This window comes from Kitasatospora sp. NPDC057518 (assembly GCF_042802075.1).
Lineage (GTDB): Bacteria > Actinomycetota > Actinomycetes > Streptomycetales > Streptomycetaceae > Kitasatospora.
The window spans coordinates 1-19,819 of sequence record NZ_JBHVEU010000130.1 but is presented as its reverse complement, the minus strand read 5'-3'; the positions used below and the strand labels follow the sequence as shown (position 1 = coordinate 19,819).

The 19,819-nt window shown below is 72.1% G+C and carries 20 protein-coding genes; 9 read left to right on the top strand and 11 right to left on the bottom strand.

Translation table 11 applies throughout. The features are described 5' to 3' along the window. Positions 1–87: 87 nt before the first annotated feature. Positions 88–513, bottom strand: coding sequence for a hypothetical protein (locus ACFU7Z_RS16050; RefSeq protein ID WP_380777879.1), 426 nt, complete (start codon positions 511–513; stop codon positions 88–90). Positions 514–969: 456 nt separating this feature from the next. Between ACFU7Z_RS16050 and ACFU7Z_RS16045 the strand changes: the two genes are divergently transcribed. Then, the gene (locus ACFU7Z_RS16045; protein WP_380777878.1) at positions 970–1,593 is read left to right on the top strand and encodes a MarR family winged helix-turn-helix transcriptional regulator; all 624 of its coding nucleotides are present in this window, start codon (positions 970–972) and stop codon (positions 1,591–1,593) included. Here ACFU7Z_RS16045 and ACFU7Z_RS16040 read toward each other — a convergent pair. The 3 genes from ACFU7Z_RS16040 to ACFU7Z_RS16030 form a co-directional block, all read right to left on the bottom strand. Then, positions 1,586–2,947 carry a chloride channel protein gene (locus ACFU7Z_RS16040; RefSeq protein ID WP_380777877.1) on the bottom strand — a complete coding sequence of 454 codons (1,362 nt, stop codon included), beginning with the start codon at positions 2,945–2,947 and terminating at the stop codon, positions 1,586–1,588. The genes ACFU7Z_RS16045 and ACFU7Z_RS16040 overlap by 8 nt on opposite strands. 199 nt (positions 2,948–3,146) lie before the next feature. After that, positions 3,147–3,881, bottom strand: a complete 735-nt coding sequence (locus ACFU7Z_RS16035; RefSeq protein WP_380777876.1) for a TetR family transcriptional regulator — start codon at positions 3,879–3,881, stop codon at positions 3,147–3,149. Between the two features lie 86 nt (positions 3,882–3,967). Next, positions 3,968–5,134 carry an acyl-CoA dehydrogenase family protein gene (locus tag ACFU7Z_RS16030; protein ID WP_380777875.1) on the bottom strand — a complete coding sequence of 389 codons (1,167 nt, stop codon included), beginning with the start codon at positions 5,132–5,134 and terminating at the stop codon, positions 3,968–3,970. 286 nt (positions 5,135–5,420) lie between these two features. Here ACFU7Z_RS16030 and ACFU7Z_RS16025 point away from each other — a divergent pair, with 286 nt between their 5' ends. Then, a complete protein-coding gene (locus tag ACFU7Z_RS16025) occupies positions 5,421–6,758 on the top strand; it encodes a UDP-glucose dehydrogenase family protein (RefSeq protein ID WP_380777874.1) in 1,338 nt (445 codons plus the stop codon). Positions 6,759–6,800: 42 nt separating this feature from the next. Next, complete coding sequence (locus tag ACFU7Z_RS16020; protein ID WP_049650017.1) at positions 6,801–7,214, top strand: CoA-binding protein; 414 nt, start codon at positions 6,801–6,803, stop codon at positions 7,212–7,214. An 11-nt stretch (positions 7,215–7,225) separates the two neighbouring features. Here ACFU7Z_RS16020 and ACFU7Z_RS16015 read toward each other — a convergent pair whose 3' ends face one another. Genes ACFU7Z_RS16015 through ACFU7Z_RS16005 form a run of 3 tightly spaced genes read right to left on the bottom strand, consistent with a single transcriptional unit; the run spans position 7,226 to position 10,137 of the window. Then, complete coding sequence (locus ACFU7Z_RS16015; RefSeq protein WP_375876630.1) at positions 7,226–8,440, bottom strand: dipeptidase; 1,215 nt, start codon at positions 8,438–8,440, stop codon at positions 7,226–7,228. Positions 8,441–8,476: 36 nt separating this feature from the next. Beyond that, positions 8,477–9,001 carry a 5-(carboxyamino)imidazole ribonucleotide mutase gene (gene purE / locus ACFU7Z_RS16010; protein WP_049650019.1) on the bottom strand — a complete coding sequence of 175 codons (525 nt, stop codon included), beginning with the start codon at positions 8,999–9,001 and terminating at the stop codon, positions 8,477–8,479. After that, a complete protein-coding gene (locus ACFU7Z_RS16005; protein WP_049650020.1) occupies positions 8,998–10,137 on the bottom strand; it encodes a 5-(carboxyamino)imidazole ribonucleotide synthase in 1,140 nt (379 codons plus the stop codon). The genes purE and ACFU7Z_RS16005 overlap by 4 nt, the downstream gene beginning before the upstream one ends. Positions 10,138–10,396: 259 nt before the next feature. Between ACFU7Z_RS16005 and ACFU7Z_RS16000 the strand changes: the two genes are divergently transcribed. Then, positions 10,397–10,957: a GtrA family protein gene (locus ACFU7Z_RS16000; protein WP_049650021.1), complete on the top strand. Its 561-nt coding sequence runs from the start codon at positions 10,397–10,399 to the stop codon at positions 10,955–10,957. A gap of 131 nt (positions 10,958–11,088) precedes the next feature. Here ACFU7Z_RS16000 and ACFU7Z_RS15995 read toward each other — a convergent pair whose 3' ends face one another. After that, complete coding sequence (locus tag ACFU7Z_RS15995; RefSeq protein ID WP_049650022.1) at positions 11,089–12,333, bottom strand: ATP-binding protein; 1,245 nt, start codon at positions 12,331–12,333, stop codon at positions 11,089–11,091. 58 nt (positions 12,334–12,391) lie between these two features. Then, positions 12,392–13,066: a response regulator transcription factor gene (locus tag ACFU7Z_RS15990; protein ID WP_030058577.1), complete on the bottom strand. Its 675-nt coding sequence runs from the start codon at positions 13,064–13,066 to the stop codon at positions 12,392–12,394. A gap of 330 nt (positions 13,067–13,396) precedes the next feature. On the opposite strand from ACFU7Z_RS15990, the gene ACFU7Z_RS15985 reads away from it, so the two are divergent. The 3 genes from ACFU7Z_RS15985 (at position 13,397) to ACFU7Z_RS15975 (ending at position 17,639) form a co-directional block, all read left to right on the top strand. After that, positions 13,397–14,920: a peptide MFS transporter gene (locus ACFU7Z_RS15985; RefSeq protein ID WP_380777873.1), complete on the top strand. Its 1,524-nt coding sequence runs from the start codon at positions 13,397–13,399 to the stop codon at positions 14,918–14,920. Positions 14,921–15,029: 109 nt separating this feature from the next. Beyond that, positions 15,030–17,057 carry a prolyl oligopeptidase family serine peptidase gene (locus ACFU7Z_RS15980; protein WP_380777872.1) on the top strand — a complete coding sequence of 676 codons (2,028 nt, stop codon included), beginning with the start codon at positions 15,030–15,032 and terminating at the stop codon, positions 17,055–17,057. A gap of 66 nt (positions 17,058–17,123) precedes the next feature. Further along, on the top strand, positions 17,124–17,639 hold the full coding sequence (locus ACFU7Z_RS15975; protein ID WP_380777871.1) for a DUF6879 family protein: 516 nt from the start codon (positions 17,124–17,126) through the stop codon (positions 17,637–17,639). Positions 17,640–17,789: 150 nt separating this feature from the next. Here the strand turns inward: ACFU7Z_RS15975 and ACFU7Z_RS15970 are convergent, their stop codons facing one another. Together ACFU7Z_RS15970 and ACFU7Z_RS15965 are read right to left on the bottom strand one after the other, a co-directional pair. After that, positions 17,790–18,044, bottom strand: coding sequence for a hypothetical protein (locus tag ACFU7Z_RS15970; RefSeq protein ID WP_380777870.1), 255 nt, complete (start codon positions 18,042–18,044; stop codon positions 17,790–17,792). Further along, positions 18,041–18,406, bottom strand: a complete 366-nt coding sequence (locus tag ACFU7Z_RS15965; protein ID WP_380777869.1) for an ATP-binding protein — start codon at positions 18,404–18,406, stop codon at positions 18,041–18,043. Before ACFU7Z_RS15965 ends, ACFU7Z_RS15970 begins: the two co-directional genes overlap by 4 nt. A gap of 292 nt (positions 18,407–18,698) precedes the next feature. Between ACFU7Z_RS15965 and ACFU7Z_RS15960 the strand changes: the two genes are divergently transcribed. Together ACFU7Z_RS15960 and ACFU7Z_RS15955 are read left to right on the top strand one after the other, a co-directional pair. Then, positions 18,699–19,559, top strand: coding sequence for a helix-turn-helix domain-containing protein (locus ACFU7Z_RS15960; protein ID WP_380777868.1), 861 nt, complete (start codon positions 18,699–18,701; stop codon positions 19,557–19,559). Continuing rightward, a complete protein-coding gene (locus ACFU7Z_RS15955; RefSeq protein ID WP_049650029.1) occupies positions 19,552–19,752 on the top strand; it encodes a DUF397 domain-containing protein in 201 nt (66 codons plus the stop codon). Before ACFU7Z_RS15960 ends, ACFU7Z_RS15955 begins: the two co-directional genes overlap by 8 nt. Positions 19,753–19,819: the final 67 nt, after the last annotated feature.

Sequence of the window (19,819 nt, the reverse complement as noted above, 5' to 3'; positions counted from 1 at the left end):
GCCTCCGTGGTGCTCGGCGCCACCTCCGACCTGGTGGACCGGGCCCGACGGGACGGTGCGGGTCACGCCCGAGGTGGCAGGGCTCGGTCAGCCCTCGTTGGCAGCGGCCGGAGCGGCGGCCTCGGCCGGAACCGCGGCCTCGGCCGGGGCGGCAGCGGGGGCGGCAGCCGCGGCAGGAGCCGCAGCCGGGGCAGCGGCGGGCGCGGCGACCGCGGCGGCCGGGGCGTCGGCGGGGGCCGCGGCCGGGTCGACGAAGGTGGCACCCGAACCCGTGAAGGAACCGGTGACGCCGCTGTCGTCCGCCCAGATCCAGAAGTCCTCGTGCGAGACGCCATCGGGGCCGACGTGGGATTCGAGGGCCGCGAGACCGGCGCCGTTCTCGTTGGCGGTGAAGTAGCCCTTGCCGTAGTTCGCGTCGATGCCTCCAGTGCCGGCCGAGGCGAGGCCGGCGCAGCCGAGGACCAGCGGAACGGTGAGGGCGCCGACAGCCACGACTCGCTTGAGAGCACGCATGAAAATCTCCTCCACGGAGTTTCTGGATCGAGTGGCGGCGCCGGTCGGCCCCGCCGCGATTCAGACAGCCACGGCCCGCACCCCGCCGCAACCGGCGCCGCGACCCGTCCGGCCTCACGCCCCGTCAGAATCGCCGATCCCACCAGCGGAAATACAGTTCGTATGCCTATCTCGCAGGATCAGTCGGCTGGAGCACTCCCCCGTCACCCCTCGTCCCGATCGGCCCCCCGCCACGGACCGCCGCCGCACCGCCCGTCCCGCCCCGTCCCTCGGCAGCGTCATTCGAACGGGCCGATACGCGGCTCCGGCGTACGGGAACGGTTGGCTGGCGGCTCGGGCGGCCGACGCACTCTCGCGGATCGCACGTCCGGCTCCCATCGAAGTCCCGCCCTCGGCGGGCGGGTTGACGGACCACCCCCTTGACAGGCGCGCCGCACAATGCAGAATGACTTCATTATGAAGCAGGTACATACATCGGAGGAAGCGGCGGCCGGCCCGCTGGGGCGGGATGCCGAGGGCCGGCTGTACGACAGCAGGGTGCGGACGGCCATGGGCGTGTTCACCAAGGGCGGGGACACCCTGGCGCTGGAGGCGGCGGCCGCCGCACGCTCGGCGTTCCACGCGGTGGAGAAGCTGCGGGCGCACGGATCACGAGGACGGGGGCTGAGCGCGGGGGCGTTGGACGTGCTGGTGCGGCTCGGTGCGGCGAGCAGGGCGGGTGGAGCGGACGGAGGGGGTGAACCGGGCCTGACGGTGGGCGAGTTGGCCCGGGCCGGCGGGGTGAGCCCGCGCAATGCGACCGGCCTGGTGGACACCCTGGAGCGGGAGGGTCTGGCCCGCCGCTCCCCCGACCCGAACGACCGCCGGGCGGTGCTGGTCACCGCGACGGACGAGGGGCTGGCCTGGCTGGAGGAGTTCCGGGCGCCCACCGAGCGCGCGATGGCCGCCGTCTTCCGCGGCTTCAGCGCCGAGGAGCTGGCCCAACTGCGGCACCTGTGCCTGCGGTTGGTGGAGAACCAGCAGCAGATCGAGCAGTACCTGACCGCGGTCCCGGACGGCCCGGGTGCGGAGGTCAGCTGACCCCGGATTCCTCCGTGCGGCCGGCCGGGGCGGCCTCCCGCTTCGGCCGGCCGCGCAGCGCCTCCGCGGTGATGAAGGCCGCCACCGTGGCCACGATCAGCAGCGGCATCGAGTTCGCCGCCTCGCCGCCGAGCAGGGCCGCCGCCAGGACGGTACTGGTGACGGGCAGGCCGGTGACGGCGGCACCGGAGGCCGCGAGGCCGACGGCCAGGGCGGGCGCGGCACCGAAGCCCGGCAGTGGCGCGCAGGCCGTACCGAGGGCCGCGCCGAGCAGGATCGCCGGGAAGATCGGGCCGCCGCGCAGGCTGCCGAGGGCGATCGACCAGCCCAGCCCCTTGCAGAGCACCAGGGCGAGCAGCGCGCCGACCGGCCAGGCGGCCGGGTCGGCGGCGAGCGTGCCCAGGGTGGCCTGCCCGGAGAGCGCGGCCTCCTCCGGGGAGCGGCCGGTGAGCAGGGCGTACGCGGCGAGGCAGCCGCCGACGGCGACCGCGCACAGCACGGTGCGCAGAGCCGTCTGCCGGGCGGTGCCGCTTGTGGTGAGGGTCTTCACCCGGCGGCCGACGGTCTGCCCGGCCACGCAGACCACGGCGATCGCGACGGCCAGCGGGACGCCCCAGAGGAAGTCACCCGCGTCCGGGACCCCGCTCTTCGGCACCTGCGGCAGCGAGAGCGCGCCGATCGCCAGGCCGGTCCAGTGGCCGAAGCCGGTGAAGACCAGCGCGCCGACCCCGCCGGCCAGCAGGCTGGGCAGGATCAGCGCGATCAGCTGCGGGCCGCCCAGCCCGGCCGCCTCGATCAGCATCACGGCGGCCACCAGCGGGCTGCCGAAGATGGTGGAGATCGCGGCCGCCGCCCCCGCCGTCCCCAACACCGCCACCAGCTGCGGCTGTTCGGCCCGCCGGGCGGACCGGACGGCGAGCAGGGCGAGGCCGCCGCCGAGCGCCATCAGCGGTGCCTCCGGGCCGAGCACCACGCCCAGCGGCAGACCGGCGAGCGCGGCCAGCACCACGCCGGGGACGGCGACCGGCGGCGTGGGCGGACCGCCCAGCCCGTCCACCGGGACGTGGCCGCCGCGCCCGGGCAGCCGGGTCACGACCGGGGCGAGCAGCAGGCCGGCCAGCAGCAGCGCGGGCAGCGGCCACCACCAGGGGGCGCGCCCGTAGCCGACCGCGGCCGGCAGGCTCTCCCAGACCCAGTGCTGGAGTTCGTGCTCCAGGCCGACGAAGCCGAAGGCCGCCAGCGAGACCGGGATGCCGACCAGTGCCGAGATCAGCAGCAGGCGCGGGTAGCCCTTGTGCAGCAGCACCTCGTGCAGGGTCGGGCCGCTGCCCGGCTGCCGGGACGTCGTCGGCATCGCCGCTCCCTCGCGCTCCCGGGCCGCCCGCCGCCCGGGAGGCCCCGTCCTGCGACCGAGTCTCGCCCGGCGCCGGGAGCCGCGCACGGCGCACGGGCCGTCAACCGGGGCCGCGGCGGGCGCGGCTGCGCCGTCCGGGTGACGGTCGGGGGCGGGCGTACCGGGGCGGGGGCTCCTTGCCAGGCCCGTACGACGGGCCTCAGCGGGCGTCGGTGCCCAGCGCGCTCTCGATGCTCTGGACCATCCGCCACAGCGGCACCCGGCGGCTGGCGACCAGCACCACGACGTCGTCGGACTCGCCCTCGGCGGCGGCCTCGGCCGGGCGGTCGCCCCAGGTGCCGGTGACGAAGGCCATCGCCGCGTCCACCTCGGCCACCCAGTCGCTCTTCCCGCCCGAGCGCAGCCAGGTGCGCAGGGCGTGGTTGTGCGCGGAGACGACGGCGGCGGCGATCACGTCCGCGCGCAGGGGGCCGTCCGGGCGGTCGGCGAAGCGGCCGCGCAGGTAGGCGGCGAGGGTGTGCTCGTAGCGCCAGACCACGGACAGCTCGTACGCCCGCAGGCCGGGCACCTTGCGGGTCAGCCGGTAGCGCTGGACGGAGAAGGAGGGCTGCTCGGCGTACATCCGCAGGACCAGGCGGGCGGCGTCGCAGGCGTGCTTGACCGGGTCCTCCTCGCCGGTGCCGGACTCCAGGAACTCCGTCATCTCGGCGAGGCTGCGCTCGTGGTCGGGGAAGACCACGTCCTCCTTGGCCGGGAAGTAGCGGAAGAAGGAGCGCCGGCCGACGCCGGCCAGCGAGACGATGTCGTCGACGGTGGTCTGTTCGAAGCCGCGCTCCAGGAAGAGCTCGAAGGCCGCGGCCACCAGCGCCTCGCGCATCGCCGGCTTCGAGGGCCCGTCATTCATGGGCTGGTCCTGCTCTTCCTTCTCGCTCATCCACCGGAACCTAACATCCGTGCGCGGGGTCGGCGCCGACGGCCGGGCCGCTCCCGGGACCGGCCGTCGGTGCCTGTGTGTGCGCGTTACGGGAGGTTGCGGGCCATCACGATCCGCTGGACCTGGTTGGTCCCCTCGTAGATCTGCGTGATCTTCGCGTCCCGCATCATCCGCTCCACCGGGTAGTCCCGCGTGTACCCGTACCCGCCCAGCAACTGCACCGCGTCCGTCGTGATCTCCATCGCCGCGTCCGACGCGAAGCACTTCGCCGCCGCACCGAAGAACGTCAGATCCGCGTCCCCCCGCTGCGACTTCGCCGCCGCCGCGTACGTCAACTGCCGCGCCGCCTCCAGCTTCATCGCCATGTCCGCCAGCATGAACTGCACACCCTGGAACTCCGCGATCGCCTTCCCGAACTGCCGGCGCTCCCGCACATACCCGTTCGCGTAGTCCAGCGCACCCTGCGCGATCCCGATCGCCTGCGCCGCGATCGTCACCCGGGTGTGGTCCAGGGTCCTCATCGCCGTCGCGAAACCCGTCCCCTCCGCACCGATCATCCGGTCCGCCGGGATCCGCACGTTGTCGAAGTACACCTCACGCGTCGGCGACCCCTTGATGCCCAGCTTCTTCTCCGGCGCACCGAAGGACACACCCTCGTCGCCCTTCTCCACCACGAACGCCGAGATGCCCTTCGACCGCTTCTCCGGATCCGTCACCGCCATCACCGTGTAGAACTCGGACACCCCCGCGTTGGTGATCCAGCGCTTCACACCGTTCAGCACCCAGAAGTCCCCGTCACGCACCGCCCGGGTCTTCATCCCCGCCGCGTCCGAACCCGCCTCCGGCTCCGACAGGCAGTACGAGAACATCCCCTCGCCCCGCGCCAGCGCCCCCAGGTACTTCGCCTTCAACTCCTCCGAACCCGACAGCTGCACCGGCAGCGACCCCAGCTTGTTCACCGCCGGGATCAACGAGGACGACGCGCACACCCGCGCCACCTCCTCGATCACGATCACCGTCGCCAGCGCGTCCGCCCCCGCACCGCCGTACTCCTCCGGCACGTGCACCGCGTGCAGGTCGTTCCCCCGCAGCGCGTCCAACGCCTCCTGCGGGAACCGCCCCTGCTCGTCCACCTCCGCCGCGAACGGAGCGATCTTCGCCTCGGCCAGCGAACGCACCGCCTCACGGAGCATCCCGTGCTCCTCGGAGATCCGGAAGAGATCGAAGTCAGCCGCCCCTGCGCTGCCCGCCATGATGCCTGCCTCGTCGTTCAGTGACCGACGCCCGGGCGACGCCCGATCGAGGTCCGATCGACGCCCGGTGCGAGTCGAATCCGCGGTTAACTACCGTTCAGTAGAGATCCTAGGGCGCCGACCTGCGGCTGCCTAGCGTCCAGCGGCCGCCCGGTCGTTCATGTCCGCGCCCCGGGGACGACCGGCGGGACGGCCCCTCCGGCGTGCAGGTGATCCCGGGGCGCCCCCGGCGGGCGGATAGCATCAGGGCATCCGTACTGGTCGCGTCCGCATCCAAGGAGAACCCGTGACCCTCCGCATCTCCGTGATCGGCACCGGCTACCTCGGCGCCACGCACGCCGCCGCGATGGCCGAGTTCGGCTTCGAGGTGCTGGGCCTGGACATCGACCCGGACAAGATCGCCATGCTGACCGCAGGGCGGGTCCCGATGTACGAGCCCGGGCTGTCCGAACTGCTGCTCAAGCACGTGGCAGGGCACGAGGGTTCGACCGGACGGCTGCGCTTCACCACCTCCGCCCGGGAGGCCGCCGAGTTCGGCGACGTGCACTTCATCTGCGTCAACACCCCGCAGCGCAAGGGCGAGTTCGCCGCCGACATGTCGTACGTCGACACCGCGCTGGACGAGCTCGCGCCGCACCTGACCCGCCCCGCCCTGGTGGTCGGCAAGTCGACCGTCCCGGTCGGCTCGGCGGCCCGGCTGGCCGAGCGGCTGGCCGCGCTGGCGCCGATCGGCGAGGGCGCCGAACTCGCCTGGAACCCGGAGTTCCTGCGCGAGGGCTTCGCCGTGCGGGACACCCTGCGGCCGGACCGGATCGTGGTCGGCGCCCACAGCGAGCGGGCCGAGCGGCTGCTGCGCGAGGTGTACGCGGAGCCGATCGCGGCCGGGGTGCCGTTCATGGTCACCGACTACGCGACCGCCGAACTGGTCAAGGCGGCCGCCAACTCCTTCCTGGCCACCAAGATCTCCTTCATCAACGCGATGGCCGAGGTCTGCGAGGCGGCCGGCGCGGACGTCACCCAGCTCAGCAAGGCGCTCGCCTACGACGAGCGGATCGGCGGCAAGTTCCTCAACTCCGGCCTCGGCTTCGGCGGCGGCTGCCTGCCCAAGGACATCCGCGCGTTCATGGCCCGGGCCGGCGAACTCGGCGCCGACCAGGCGCTGACCTTCCTGCGCGAGGTCGACTCGATCAACATGCGGCGCCGCTCCCGGATGGTCGAGCTGGCCCGCGAGCAGTGCGGCGGCGGCTTCCTGGGCCGCCGGGTCGCCGTCCTCGGCGCCGCCTTCAAGCCCAACTCGGACGACATCCGGGACTCCCCCGCCCTCAACGTGGCCGCCCAGATCCAGCTCCAGGGCGCCCAGGTCACCGTCTACGACCCCAAGGCCGTGGACAACGCCCGCAAGATGTTCCCCTCCCTCGCCTACGCCCACTCCGCCCTGGAGGCCGCCGAGGGCGCCCACGTCGTCCTCCACCTCACCGAGTGGTCCGAGTTCCGCGAGCTGGACCCGGCCGTCCTCGGCGCCGTGGTCGCCGAACGCCGCCTCCTCGACGGCCGCAACGTCCTGGACGCCGAGGCCTGGCGCGCCGCCGGCTGGACCTACCGCGCCCTGGGCCGCCCGAGCTGACCGGGCAGGAATCCCGCACCGCCGCCCGGCGTTCCCACCGGCATGACGAGCTACGGCGACGACGCGGCGGTCCGCGAGATCCTCACCCGCACCGGTGACACCTGGGCGGTGGTGGGCCTGTCCACCAACACCGCCCGGGCCGCGTATGGGGTGGCCCGGGTGCTCCAGGAGTACGGCAAGCGGATCGTGCCCGTGCACCCGAAGGCCGAGACGGTCCTCGGCGAGCGGGGCTACGCCTCGCTCGCCGAGATCCCGTTCCCGGTCGACGTGGTGGACGTGTTCGTGAACAGCGCGCTGGCCGGGGAGGTGGCCGACCAGGCGGTCGCCGCCGGGGCGAAGGCGGTCTGGTTCCAGCTGGGCGTGGTGGACGAGGCCGCCTACGGGCGGACCCGGGAGGCCGGGCTGGCCATGGTGATGGACAGGTGCCCGGCCATCGAGATCCCGCGCCTCGGTTAGGGCCTGTCCGTCTAGGCCGAGGGGCCGTCCAGCTGCGCGATGGTGGCGATGGACGGGCGGCGGCCCGCCCGCAGCCCGGCGGCCGCCGACTCGGCGTCGCGCAGGACGCGGACGGCGTTGTGCCAGGTGAGCTTCGCCAGGTCGGCCTCCGACCAGTGGCGGCCGAGGAGTTCGGCGACCAGGTTGGGGTAGCCGGCCACCGAGTCCAGGCCGTCCGGCAGGAAGGCGGTGCCGTCGAAGTCGCCGCCGATGCCGATGTGGTCGATGCCGGCCACCTCGCGCATGTGGTCGAGGTGGTCGGCGACGGTGGCCGGGGTGGCGATCGGGCGCGGGTTGGCGGCCTCGAAGGCGCGCTGGCGCTCCATGGCCGGCGGGGTGGTGTCCAGCGGGTGGAAGCCGTGGGCGCGCATGTTCCCGTCGGCGGCGACGGTCCACTCGATGGCGGCGGGCAGGATGAACTTCGGCACGAAGGTCGCCATCGCCACGCCGCCGTTGGCGGGCAGCTGGGCGAGCACGTCGTCCGGGATGTTGCGCGGGTGGTCGCAGACCGCGCGCGAGGAGGAGTGGGAGAAGACCACCGGCGCCTCGCTCACCCGCAGGGCGTCGCGCATGGTGTCGGCGGAGACATGCGAGAGGTCGACCAGCATGCCGAGCCGGTTCATCTCCCGGACGACCTCCTCGCCGAACCGGGTCAGCCCGCCGGCCGCCGGCTTGTCGGTCGCGGAGTCCGCCCACGGCACGTTGTCGTTGTGGGTGAGCGTCAGGTACCGGACGCCCAGCTCGTACAGGGCGCGCAGGGTGGCCAGCGAGCAGTCGATGGAGTGGCCGCCCTCGGCGCCCATCAGGGAGGCGATCCGGCCCTCGGCGCGGGCGGCCTCCATGTCGGCGGCGGTACGGGCCAGGCGCAGCCGGTCCGGGTAGCGCTCCACCAGGGCGTGGACGAAGTCGATCTGCTCCAGGGTGGCGCTCACGGCGTGGTCGCCGGCCAGCGAGGAGGGGACGTAGACGGACCAGAACTGGGCGCCGACGCCGCCCTCCGCGAGGCGGGCGAGGTCGGTGTGCAGCCGGTCGCTCTGGTCGGCGGCGAGGTCGAGCGCGCCGAGGTCGTACCCGGCCTGCTCGCGCATCGCCCAGGGGAGGTCGTTGTGGCCGTCCACCACGGGGGCGGTGCGCAGCAGGGCGCGGGCGCGGTCCAGCGGGGTGGGGGAGTCCAGGTCAGCGGTCATGCGTGCTGTTCTACCCCACGCCCGCGGGTGGCCGAACTACTTGCCGAAGCCGAAGGACGCGGAACCGGCCACCTTGGCGCGCAGCTTCCGGCCCTTCTCGGTGGCCTGGTTGTTCAGCTCGGCCTGGAAGTCGGTCATCTTCTCGGTGAGCTCGGGGTCGAAGGCGGCGAGCATCCGCACCGCGAGCAGGCCGGCGTTGCGCGCGCCGGCCACCGAGACGGTCGCCACCGGCACACCGGCCGGCATCTGGACGATCGACAGCAGGCTGTCCATGCCGTCCAGGTACCGCAGCGGCACCGGCACGCCGATGACGGGCAGCGGGGTGACCGAGGCGAGCATGCCCGGCAGGTGGGCCGCGCCGCCGGCGCCCGCGATGATCGCCTTCAGACCGCGCCCGTGGGCCTGCTCGCCGTACGCGACCATCTCGCGGGGCATCCGGTGGGCGGAGACGACGTCCACCTCGTACGGGACCTCGAACTCGTCCAGGGCCTGGGCGGCGGCCTCCATGACCGGCCAGTCGGAGTCCGAGCCCATCACGATGCCGATGAGGGGGTTGGTCATTCGGTGATCGTTCCTCGCAGGTAGGCGGCCGCGTGGCGGGCGCGCTCGCGGACGTCTTCGAGGTCGTCCCCGAAGACGTTGACGTGGCCGACCTTGCGGCCGGGCTTCACGTCCTTCCCGTACATGTGGATCCGCAGCCCGGGGTCGCGGGCCATGCAGTGCAGGAAGGGGTGGTACATGTCCGGGTAGTCGCCGCCGAGGACGTTGACCATGACGGTCCACCTGGCGCGCGGGCGGGGGTCGCCCAGCGGGAGGTCGAGGACGGCCCGCAGGTGGTTCTCGAACTGCGAGGTGACGGCGCCGTCCTGGGTCCAGTGCCCGGAGTTGTGCGGGCGCATGGCCAGCTCGTTGACGAGGATGCGGCCGTCGCGGGTCTGGAACAGCTCGACGGCGAGGTGGCCGACGATGCCGAGGTCCCCGGCGATCCGCAGGGCGAGCTGCTGGGCCTCGTCGGACAGGGCCGGGTCGAGGTCCGGCGCGGGGGCGGTGACCTCGGCGCAGACGCCGTTCTCCTGGACGCTCTCCACCACCGGGTAGGCGACGGCCTGGCCGCTGGGCGAGCGGACGACGTTGGCGGCCAGCTCGCGGACGAAGTCGACCTTCTCCTCGGCCAGCACCGCGACGCCGGCCAGGAACGGGGCGTGCGCCTGCTCCTCGTCGTCGACGACCCAGACGCCCTTGCCGTCGTAGCCGCCGCGGACGGTCTTCAGGACGACCGGGTAGCCGGTGCCCTCGTTCGCGAAGGCGGTCACGTCGGCCGGGTCGGCGACGAGCCGGTGCCGGGGGCAGGGCACGTCGATGGAGTCCAGCTTGGCCCGCATCACGCCCTTGTCCTGGGCGTTGACCAGCGCCTCCGGGCCGGGGCGGACGGCGATGCCGTCGGCCTCCAGGGCCCGCAGGTGCTCGGTGGGGACGTGTTCGTGGTCGAAGGTGATCACGTCGCAGCCGGCGGCGAAGGCGCGCAGGGTGTCGAGGTCTCGGTAGTCACCGAGGACGACGTCGGAGACCACCTGTGCGGCGGAGTCCTGGGGCGTGTCGGCGAGGAGTTTGAACCTGACCCCGAGCGGGATGCCCGCCTGGTGTGCCATGCGGGCCAGCTGCCCGCCACCGATCATGCCCACCACTGGAAAATTCACATTGCCCGGGGAAGTCACGCGGCCCAGGATATCCGGGCCGGTCGGGGGCGGTGGAGCCGCAGGTGGGGCCACTGGAGCGGACGCGCGTAGATGTCAACCTGGCGCCCTGGGGGCTGAGCCGTTCGATGGAAGCGGGTAGCCTGGACGGCTAGGTCCTGGTCTGCGCGGTCCGATCATGTGCGTGCACGCAGGGCTCAAGGGGCGGCCGCGCGACCGCGACCGGCCCTTTCGACCAGCAGGCACATGGAGGCACTCCGGTATGGCGACGAACGCGGCTTCGGAACCCTCACTCGCGCAGAAGCTGCGTGGGCTCAAGGGCGAAGTGGTGAAGTTCGGCATCGTCGGCCTGAGCGGCGTGGTGGTCAACTTCGCCGTGTTCTGGGTCTGCCTCAACGGCATGGGCCTGGCCTCGGTGCGGTCGAACATCGTCGCGACGGTGATCGCGATCGCGACCAACTACCTGGGCTACCGCTACTGGCTCTACCGGGACCGCGACGCCGCCTCCCGCAAGCGGGAGATCACGCTCTTCCTGGTCTACAGCGGCATCGGCATGCTGATCGAGACCGGCGTCCTCGGCTTCTCGGTGTACGTGCTCGACCTGCGCTCGCACTACGAGCAGATCGGCGCCAAGGTGATCGGCCTCGCCGTGGCCACCGTGTTCCGCTTCGTCTCGTACCGCACCTGGGTGTTCAAGGCCGTGCCGGAGACCGTCGAGCTGCCCGCCCAGCAGTCGGTGGGCGCCGCCGCCGGCCAGGAGCTGGCCGCGCAGGCCGAGCTGATGCTGGCCACCGAGCGGATCCGGCTCGCCAAGGCCGAGTAGGCCCCGCGGTCCTCGCACCGCCCTCGTACCCCGCGCAGCCCCGGCTCGCCGAACCCGGCCGCCGGGGCTCGCCGCATCCCCGGCCGTATCCCCCTGCCGGATCCTGCCGTGTCCCAGCCGGCCTCAGGCCCTCAGTCCTGGTGGCTGCGCCCGAGGAAGAGCGCGAACACCGCCGGCTTCAGCGAGAGCAGTTCGAGCCGCCCGCCGTCCGCCTCCGCGAGGTCGCGGGCGACGGCCAGCCCGATGCCGGTGGAGTTGCGCCCGCTGACCGCGCGCTCGAACACCCGGTTGCCGAGGTCCGGCGGCACGCCGGCGCCCTGGTCCTGGACCTCGACGACCACCGAGGTGCCGGAGGGCCGGATCCGCAGGGTGATCGTCCCGGCGCCGTGCATCAGCGAGTTCTCGATCAGGGTGGCCAGCACCTGGGCGACCGTCCCCGGGGTGCCGACCGCGGTGACCCCGTGCAGCCCCTCCAGGGAGAGCACCCGGCCCTGCTCCCGCAGCGTCGGGCCCCACTCCTCCACCTGCTGCTTGATCACCTCGTCCAGGTCGAAGGCGACGGCGGTGGGGCTGCGCGGGTCGCGCTGGGTGGTGAGCAGCCGCTGGACCACGTCGGTGAGCCGCTCGACCTGCTGGAGGGCGATGGTCGCCTCCTCCTTGACCGTCTCCGGCTCCTCGGCGAGGGCGGTGATCTCCTCCAGCCGCATGGAGAGCGCGGTGAGCGGGGTGCGCAGCTGATGCGAGGCGTCGGCGGCGAGCCGGCGCTCGGCGGTGAGCATCCGGGCGATCCGCTCGGCGCTGGTGTCCAGCACCTCGGCGACCCGGTCGAGCTCGGGCACCCCGTAGCGGCGGTCGCGCGGGCGCGGGTCGCCGGAGCCGAGCCGCTCGGCGGTCTCGGCGAGGTCGGTGAGCGGCCGGGCGAGCCGCTTGGCCTGCCAGACGGCGAGCGCCACCGCGGCCTGGACGGCCAGCAGGGCGACCACGCCGAGCAGCAGCAGGTTGTTGGCGATCTCGTGGTCGACGTCCTCGCGGGACTGCTCGACGGTGACGGTCTCGCCGCTGTTGCCGCGCTCGACGGCCTTCAGCAGGTGGTTCCCGGCCGGGCGCTCGCCGGCGGAGACCACCGGCTGGCCGGGCACCTGCACCTCGACGTAGCTGCCCTCGGTGACCTGGCTCTCGAAGGCCCGCCCGGTGACCGGCTCGCCCGCGGCGAGCCGGCTCTCGACCAGGGCGAGCACCCGGACGGCGGCGGCGTCCACCCGGTCCTGGGCCGAGTTGACGATGGTCCGCTTCTCGACCAGGGCGAGCGGCACGCAGAACACCACGACGACCACCAGGACGACGCCCAGCAGCGAGTTGATCATCCTGCGCTTCACGCTGCCGCTCCCCGGGGTGTTCCGCCGCCGCGGGCCGAGGGCCCGGTCTCCGTCAGGGTCAATTCTTCTCGAACCGGAACCCCACGCCGCGCACGGTGGCGATGTAGCGCGGGTTGGCCGCGTCGTCGCCGAGCTTCTTGCGGAGCCAGGAGATGTGCATGTCCAGGGTCTTGGTGGAGGTCCACCACGTGGTGTCCCAGACCTGCCGCATGATCTCCTCGCGGGTGACCACCCGGCCGGCGTCCCGGACCAGGACGCGCAGCAGCTCGAACTCCTTGGCGGAGAGGGTGAGCTCCTCGTCGCCGAGCCAGGCGCGGTGGGACTCGATGTCGATCTTCACCCCGTGCGCGCCGGTGGTGAGCTGGTCGACGTTGCCGCGCCGGAGCAGGGCCCGGACGCGGGCGAGCAGTTCGGCCAGGCGGAAGGGCTTGGTGACGTAGTCGTCGGCACCGGCGTCCAGGCCGACCACGGTGTCCACCTCGTCCGCGCGGGCGGTGAGCACCAGGACGGGGCAGCTCTTGCCGTCGGCACGCAGGCGGCGGCAGACCTCCAGGCCGTCCATCTCGGGCAGGCCGAGGTCCAGGACGACGAGGTCGACCTCCTCGGTGAGGCCGGCGGCGAGTGCGGTCGGACCGTCCTCGCGGACGAGCACCTCATAGCCCTCGCGTCGCAGGGCCCGGGCGAGCGGTTCGGAGATCGCCGGATCGTCCTCGGCGAGCAGCACACAGGTCATGTGGTGATGGTAGTCCGCCGGGGTATCCCCGTACGCCCTGTGAGGTAGTTCACAGAGCGTGATCGTTATACAAGGCCGCAATCGGGCTCAACAGGGCGCAACAGACCGGCCCTTCGGTGAAGAATCGCCTGTTGGATCTTGAAACCGAAGGAAGACACGCCCATCTACCATCGATAGATCGGGCAGATTTGTCGCCAACTTTGCCATTCACATACCTGATTCAAGACTTTTGTCATCTGATAGAGCCAAATGTCGCCACGTAGAGTGGTTTGGTCCACGTCCGCCGCCCACCCCCCTACGCGGACGCTGTCAGGCAAGGAACCACTACTCATGGCGTCTAAGACCCTGGACACCGACGCGACGTCGGCATCTCCCAGCGGCAAGACCTTCCTCGGGCATCCCCGAGGTCTCGCCACGCTGTTCATGACCGAGATGTGGGAGCGCTTCTCCTACTACGGCATGCGCGCCCTGCTCATCTACTACCTGGTCTCCGGTGGCGCCGACGCCGCCGTCGGCAGCCAGGGCGGCGGCCTCGCCATGAAGGCGACGACGGCGACGGCGATCTACTCCGTCTACGTCTCGATGGTCTACCTCATGGCCTACCCGGGCGGCTGGTTCGGCGACCGGGTCTGGGGCGCCCGCAAGACCGTCGCCATCGCCGGGTTCGTGATCATGTCCGGCCACATCGCGCTGGCCGTCCCGGGCCAGGCGGCGTTCTTCCTCGGCCTGCTCCTGGTCGCGCTCGGTTCCGGGCTGCTGAAGGCCAACATCTCCACGATGGTCGGCCAGCTCTACAACGGCCCCGAGGACCCGCGCCGCGACGGTGGGTTCACCGTCTTCTACATGAGCATCAACCTCGGTGCCTTCGTCGCCCCGTTCGTCATCGGGACGATCGGCAAGGAGTACAACTGGCATCTGGGCTTCGGTCTGGCCGCGATCGGCATGGCCCTCGGCCTGACCCAGTTCCTGCTCGGCAGCCGCCACCTGAACCCGGTGAGCAGCGAGGTCCCCAACCCGCTGCTGCCCGAGGAGCGCAAGCGCCTGCTGAAGAAGGCCGGCCTGACGGTGCTCGGCGTCGCCGCCTTCTACGGCGTCGTGGCCGGCCTGGGCGTCTACACGCTGAACTGGGCCCTCGTCCCGCTGACCATCGCCGGTCTGCTGATCCCGATCACCGTGCTGACCCGGATCAAGCGCGACAAGGACCTGACCGCCGACGAACAGTCCAAGATGTCCGCGTACATCTGGTTCTTCGCCGCGGCCGCGATCTTCTGGATGATCTACGACCAGGGCGGGTCGACGCTCTCCCTGTTCGCGGACAAGAAGACCGCCGACAACCTGTTCGGCTTCGGCTTCTCGGCCACCTGGTACCAGTCGCTGAACCCGCTGTTCGTGATGGCGTTCGCGCCGGTCTTCGCCTGGCTGTGGCTCTGGCTGTCCCGCCGGGACAAGGAGCCGAACACCATCGTGAAGTTCTCGATCGGCCTGCTCCTGGTCGGCGTCTCGTTCTTCGTCTTCATCATCCCGATGACCATGGCGGACAACGGCACCCTGGTCTCCCCGCTCTGGCTCGTCTCGATCTACCTGATCCAGACCATCGGTGAGCTCTGCCTCTCCCCGGTCGGCCTCTCGGTCACCACCAAGATGGCACCGCGCAAGTACGCCTCCCAGATGATGGGCGTCTGGTTCCTCGCCGTCACCGCCGGTGACTGCACCACCAGCCTGCTCTCGCTGGCCGGCGTCAGCCTCAACGGCACCGGGATCATCGCGATGCAGGCGTCGCTCGCGGCCCTCGCCGGGTTCGCCATCTTCACCTACCGCAAGAAGGTCCAGGCCCTCATGGGCGACGTGCACTGACGCCCGTCCCCGCCCGCTCCGGGGCCGCCGTGGATTCCAGGATCCGCGGCGGCCCCGAGTGCTTTTCCCGCTCGACAGGAGCCCGTCGGCCGTGCCTATGGTGCCCGGCATGACGACCCCCTCCTTACCCCGCCAGCTGGCCCGCACCCGGCGCTTCACCCTGGGCGTCCCCACCCGGCCCGAGCCCTCGGCGGACGGCGCCACCGTGCTCTTCCTGCGCGGCCGCTCCGGCACCGACCCGCTCGCCTGCCTCTGGGCCCTGGACACCGCCACCGGCCAGGAACGGCTGCTCGCCGACCCGGCCGCGCTGGGCGCCGACGAGGGCATCGCCGCCTACAGCACCGACGCCGCCGGCACGCTCGCCGCCTTCGCCCTGGACGGCGCCCTGTGGCTGGCCGACACCGCCGCCGGCACCGTCCGCGCCGTCCCCGTCCCCGGCCCGCCGCAGGACCCCAGGCTCGACCCGACCGGCCGCCGGATCGCCTACGTCCGCGGCGGCGCCCTGCGGGTGGTCGGCGTCGACGGCACCGACGACCGCCCGCTCGCCGAACCCGAGGCCGAGGACGTCTCCTACGGGCTCGCCGAGTACGTCGCCGCCGAGGAGATGCACCGCGACCGCGGCCACTGGTGGTCCCCCGACGGCACCGCGCTGCTGGTCGCCCGGGTCGACGACCGCCCGCTCGCCCGGCTGTTCCCGGCCGACCCCGCCGACCCGCACCGCCCGCCGCGCGCCGTCCGCTACCCGCTCGCCGGCACCGCCAACGCCGAGGTCACCCTGCGGCTGCTCGGCCTCGACGGCAGCGACACCGAGGTCCGCTGGGACCGCGCCGCCTTCGAGTACCTGACCGCCGCCGGTTGGGACGGCCACGGCCCGTACGCCGCCGTGCAGAGCCGCGACCAGCGCACCGTCCTTGTGGTGGCCGTCGAGCCGGACGGCACCACCCGGCCGCTCGCCGAGCGCCGGGACGCCCACTGGGTCGAGCTGCTGCCCGGCCTGCCCGCCCGCACCGCGGGCGGCGCCCTGGTGGACACCGCCGACCTCGGCGACACCCGGCACCTGACCGTCGACGGCGAACCGGTCACCCCGCCCGGGCTCCAGCTGCGCGCGGTGCTCGGCACGGAGGGCGAGCAGGTGCTGTTCACCGCCTCCGAGGAGCCCACCGAGACCCACCTCTGGACGTACGGACCGGACGGCGGCATCCGTCGACTGAGCGACGGCCCCGGGCTGCACACCGGCGTGCGGCGCGGCGGCACGCTGGTGCTCACCACCCGCACCCCCGGGCACCCCGGCGGCCGCTCCACCGTCCTGCGCGAGGGCCGCCCGGCGCTCCCGCTCACCTCGTACGCCGAACCGCCCGTCGTCACTGCCGCGCCCGAGCTGCTCAGGCTCGGCCCACACGCCCTGCGCGCCACGCTCTTCCTCCCCGCCGGCCACCGCCCCGGGGACGGCCCGCTGCCCGTCCTGCTCGACCCGTACGGCGGGCCCGCGACGCAGAAGGCCACCACCGGCGGCCTCTGGTGGGACCAGGTCTCCCAGTGGTTCGCCGACCAGGGCTTCGCGGTCCTTGTGGTGGACGGCCGGGGCACCCCCGGCCGCGGGCCGCGCTGGGAGAAGGCCGTGTACGGCGACAAGGCGACGCTCCCGCTGGCGGACCAGGTCGAGGGCCTGCGGGCGGCCGCCCGGCTGCGGCCCGGGCTGCTCGACCTCGACCGGGTCGGCATCCGCGGCTGGTCCTACGGCGGCTACCTCGCCGCCCTCGCCGTATTGAGGCGCCCGGACGTCTTCCACGCCGCCTCCGCCGGAGCCGCCCCCACCGACTGGCGGTTCTACGACACCCACTGGCAGGAGCGCTTCCTCGGCCACCCCGACGAGCATCCCGAGCACTACGACAGCGGCTCGCTGATCGCCGAGGCGCCGAAGCTGAGCCGCCCACTGCTGCTGATCCAGGGCCTCGCCGACGACAACGTCTACCCCGCCCACACCCTGCGGCTCTCCGCCGCCCTCCTCACCGCCGGCCACCCGCACGAGGTCCTCCCCCTACGCGCCACCGGCCACCGGCCCACCGACGAGGCGGTGGTGGAAAACCTGCTGCACCACGAACTGCACTTCCTGCGCCGCTCGTTGGGCCTGGAGTGATCAGCACCGCGCCACCGAACGCCTGCCCAGCGAACGGGCCGGTGCCTACGATCAGGGAGGCATGTGATGCCGTCGAGCGTGCCCGGCTTCGCTGAGCTGCTTGAGCAGTGCCGGCGGTCCGCCGTCCATCTGGAGCTGCGGGACTCGTACGCCCCGACGGATCGGTTCGAGGCCTGGCAGCGCGGTGGGCGGATCAACTGGGAGGACCAGGCGTCCTGGTGGCATCCCTATGACCAGTTGATCACGGACGCCGTGGCGCGGGGCGTGGTCATTCGCCGAGCCCGGGTGGTCTCCGAGCCCGTGTCCGAGTACATCCGGTGGGAGCACTACGTCACCCACGCCAACGTCACGGCCGGCGAGCAGGTCCGCTGGCTGCCACGGCGGCAGGCCACGAGCATCCCCCTGCCCGGGAACGACTTCTGGCTGTTCGACGGTGCGCTGCTTCGAGTGCACCACTTCTCCGGGGACGGCGCCGTGGTCGAGGACGAGATCACGACAGAGCCGGACGCCGTGACGCTGTGCACCACCGCGTTCGAAGCAGTCTGGGAGCGAGCGCTCCCGCACCATCTGTACGAGATCTGACGAAGACCGGCTCCATGCCCGCGAGGCCCTCGCCCTGGGTGGGCGAGGGCCTTCGCGTGTTTCAGTACTGCTCGTCGCGCGCCTCGGGGCGGGGCATCCTGAGGGTCGCGAGGACGCCGAGGGCGAGGAGGCCTGCGCCGACGAAGAACCTCACGGCTGCCCTCCCTCGTCGTCATCGTCCAGTTCGCGGAGCAGGCGGAGGAGGTTGAGCAAAGTGCTCACCGGAGCGTTCCCGAAGTCGATCAGGATGCGCCCGTCGATGGTGGTCTCGCCCGGCGAGGCGGACCCCCAGAGGAGCCCGTGCGGCAGGCCGCGCCTGTGCAACTCGCCCAGAAGGGCCATGAGGTGGGGTTTGGTGTAGTCGCGCATCCGGGGGTCCTCCGGCAGGACGGGGTAGCCGGTCACGCGCGGCAGTCCAGCTCGTACCAGATGGATTTGCCGCGCTTCTGCGGGTCGACGCCCCAGCGGTGGGTGAGGCCCTCCACGAGTTGGAGGCCCCGGCCGGACTCGGCGGAGTCGGCGGGGGTTCGCCGCCGGGGGAGGGCGTCGCTCTCGTCGGAGACGGTGACCCGGAGGGTGCGGCCGAGGACGGAGAACCAGACGACGGGCGCGGGGGTGTCGCCGTGCCGCCAGGCGTTGACGACGAGCTCCATCAGGGCGAGTTCGGCGTTGAAGATGCTGTCGGCGTCCCAGCAGCCGCTACGGGTCATCGCGTCCCGCAGGGCTTGGCGGGAGAGGGTGAGCGAGGGGGTGTTACGGGTGCACACGGGAACCTCCGTGAGGCTGTGGCGTGGGGAGGGGATGACGGTCGTCGCCGTGAGCCAGGCCGGGGCGGCGGTTGCTCTTCGGCGTGCGGGCAGCAGGCGCCTACTGCCGTGGATGCAGGCATTACTGACGATCCGTCGGATCGAGCTGTGAACGACGATAGCGCATCCGCTCTTTAATTAAATTCGAACGAGAGAAGTGTCCTCCCATCGGGGGACGCGCTTCGCCGAGCCCGGATGGATCCACCGGCAACCGGCGCGGCACACTGGCCTCTGCACCTGTTGAGAGGACGCCATGGCCCTTCGAGTCCCCACCCTCCGTCAGCGGCGCCTCGGCGCCGAACTGCGGAGGATGAGAGAGCAAGCCGGCTTCGGCGGCAGCCACCTTGCCCGTCTGCTTGGGGTGACTGCTGCCTTGGTGAGTCAGATGGAGAATGGGAAGTCGGCTGTCAGCGACGAACGTCTGCGTGAGATCGCGGCGGCCTGCGCGTGTGGCAACGAGCCTCTGATCGCCGCGCTCGCTGACATGACCCGGGAGCGAGAAACTGGCTGGTGGGAGGAGTACAGCCCGAGTCTGACCAGCGACCTGCTCGATGTGGCGGCGATCGAGGCCCATGCCCGGCGGATCGCCACCTACTCGATCACCTTCCTGCCCGGACTGCTTCAAACTCCCGCCTACGCCGCTTCGGTGTTCGCCCGTGCGATCCCGCCATTGCCGCAGGCTGACGTCAATCTCCGCCTCGCCTTCCGCCTGCGGAGGCAGCAGATCATCCGCAACGACGCTACGCCCTACACTGCGTTCATCCATGAAGCCGCACTGCGGATGCAGTTCAGCGGGCCAGAGGCACTTGCCGAGCAACTCGGCGCCCTCATTGACCATTCCGAGAGCCCTGGCATCTCAGTTCGGGTCGTGCCGTTCAAGATCGAATCGCTGCCCGGCCCCAGCGAGAACTTCGTCTATATCGCCGGTCCGGTGCCCGAGTTGGACACAGTGCAGATCGACATCAGCTTCGGGTGTCCGCTCTTCGATGCACCCTCCGACCTTGCAAGCTACCGCGAGATCCTCGATCGAATGGCGTCCGTAGCCCTCTCCGAAGATGACTCGCGCGACTTCATCCGATCCATCAAGAAGGAGATAGAGGGCAATCATGAGTAGCCCCGCATGGCAGAAGTCCAGTTACTCCGGCTCCAGCAACGCATGCGTTGAGGTCCGGGCTGCCGACGGGGTAGTTGAGCTCCGGGAGTCCGATGAGGGAGACGTCATCGTCCGCACCACGTCCCTCAAGTTCGCCACGTTCCTCCAGGGCGCCAAGGCCGGCGAGTTCGACCACCTCACCGCCACCCCCTGAGCAGCACGTCGCCCCGTCGAGCGTTGTTCTCCGGTGTGTGCGGGCCGTTCGCCGCGAGGCGGGCGGC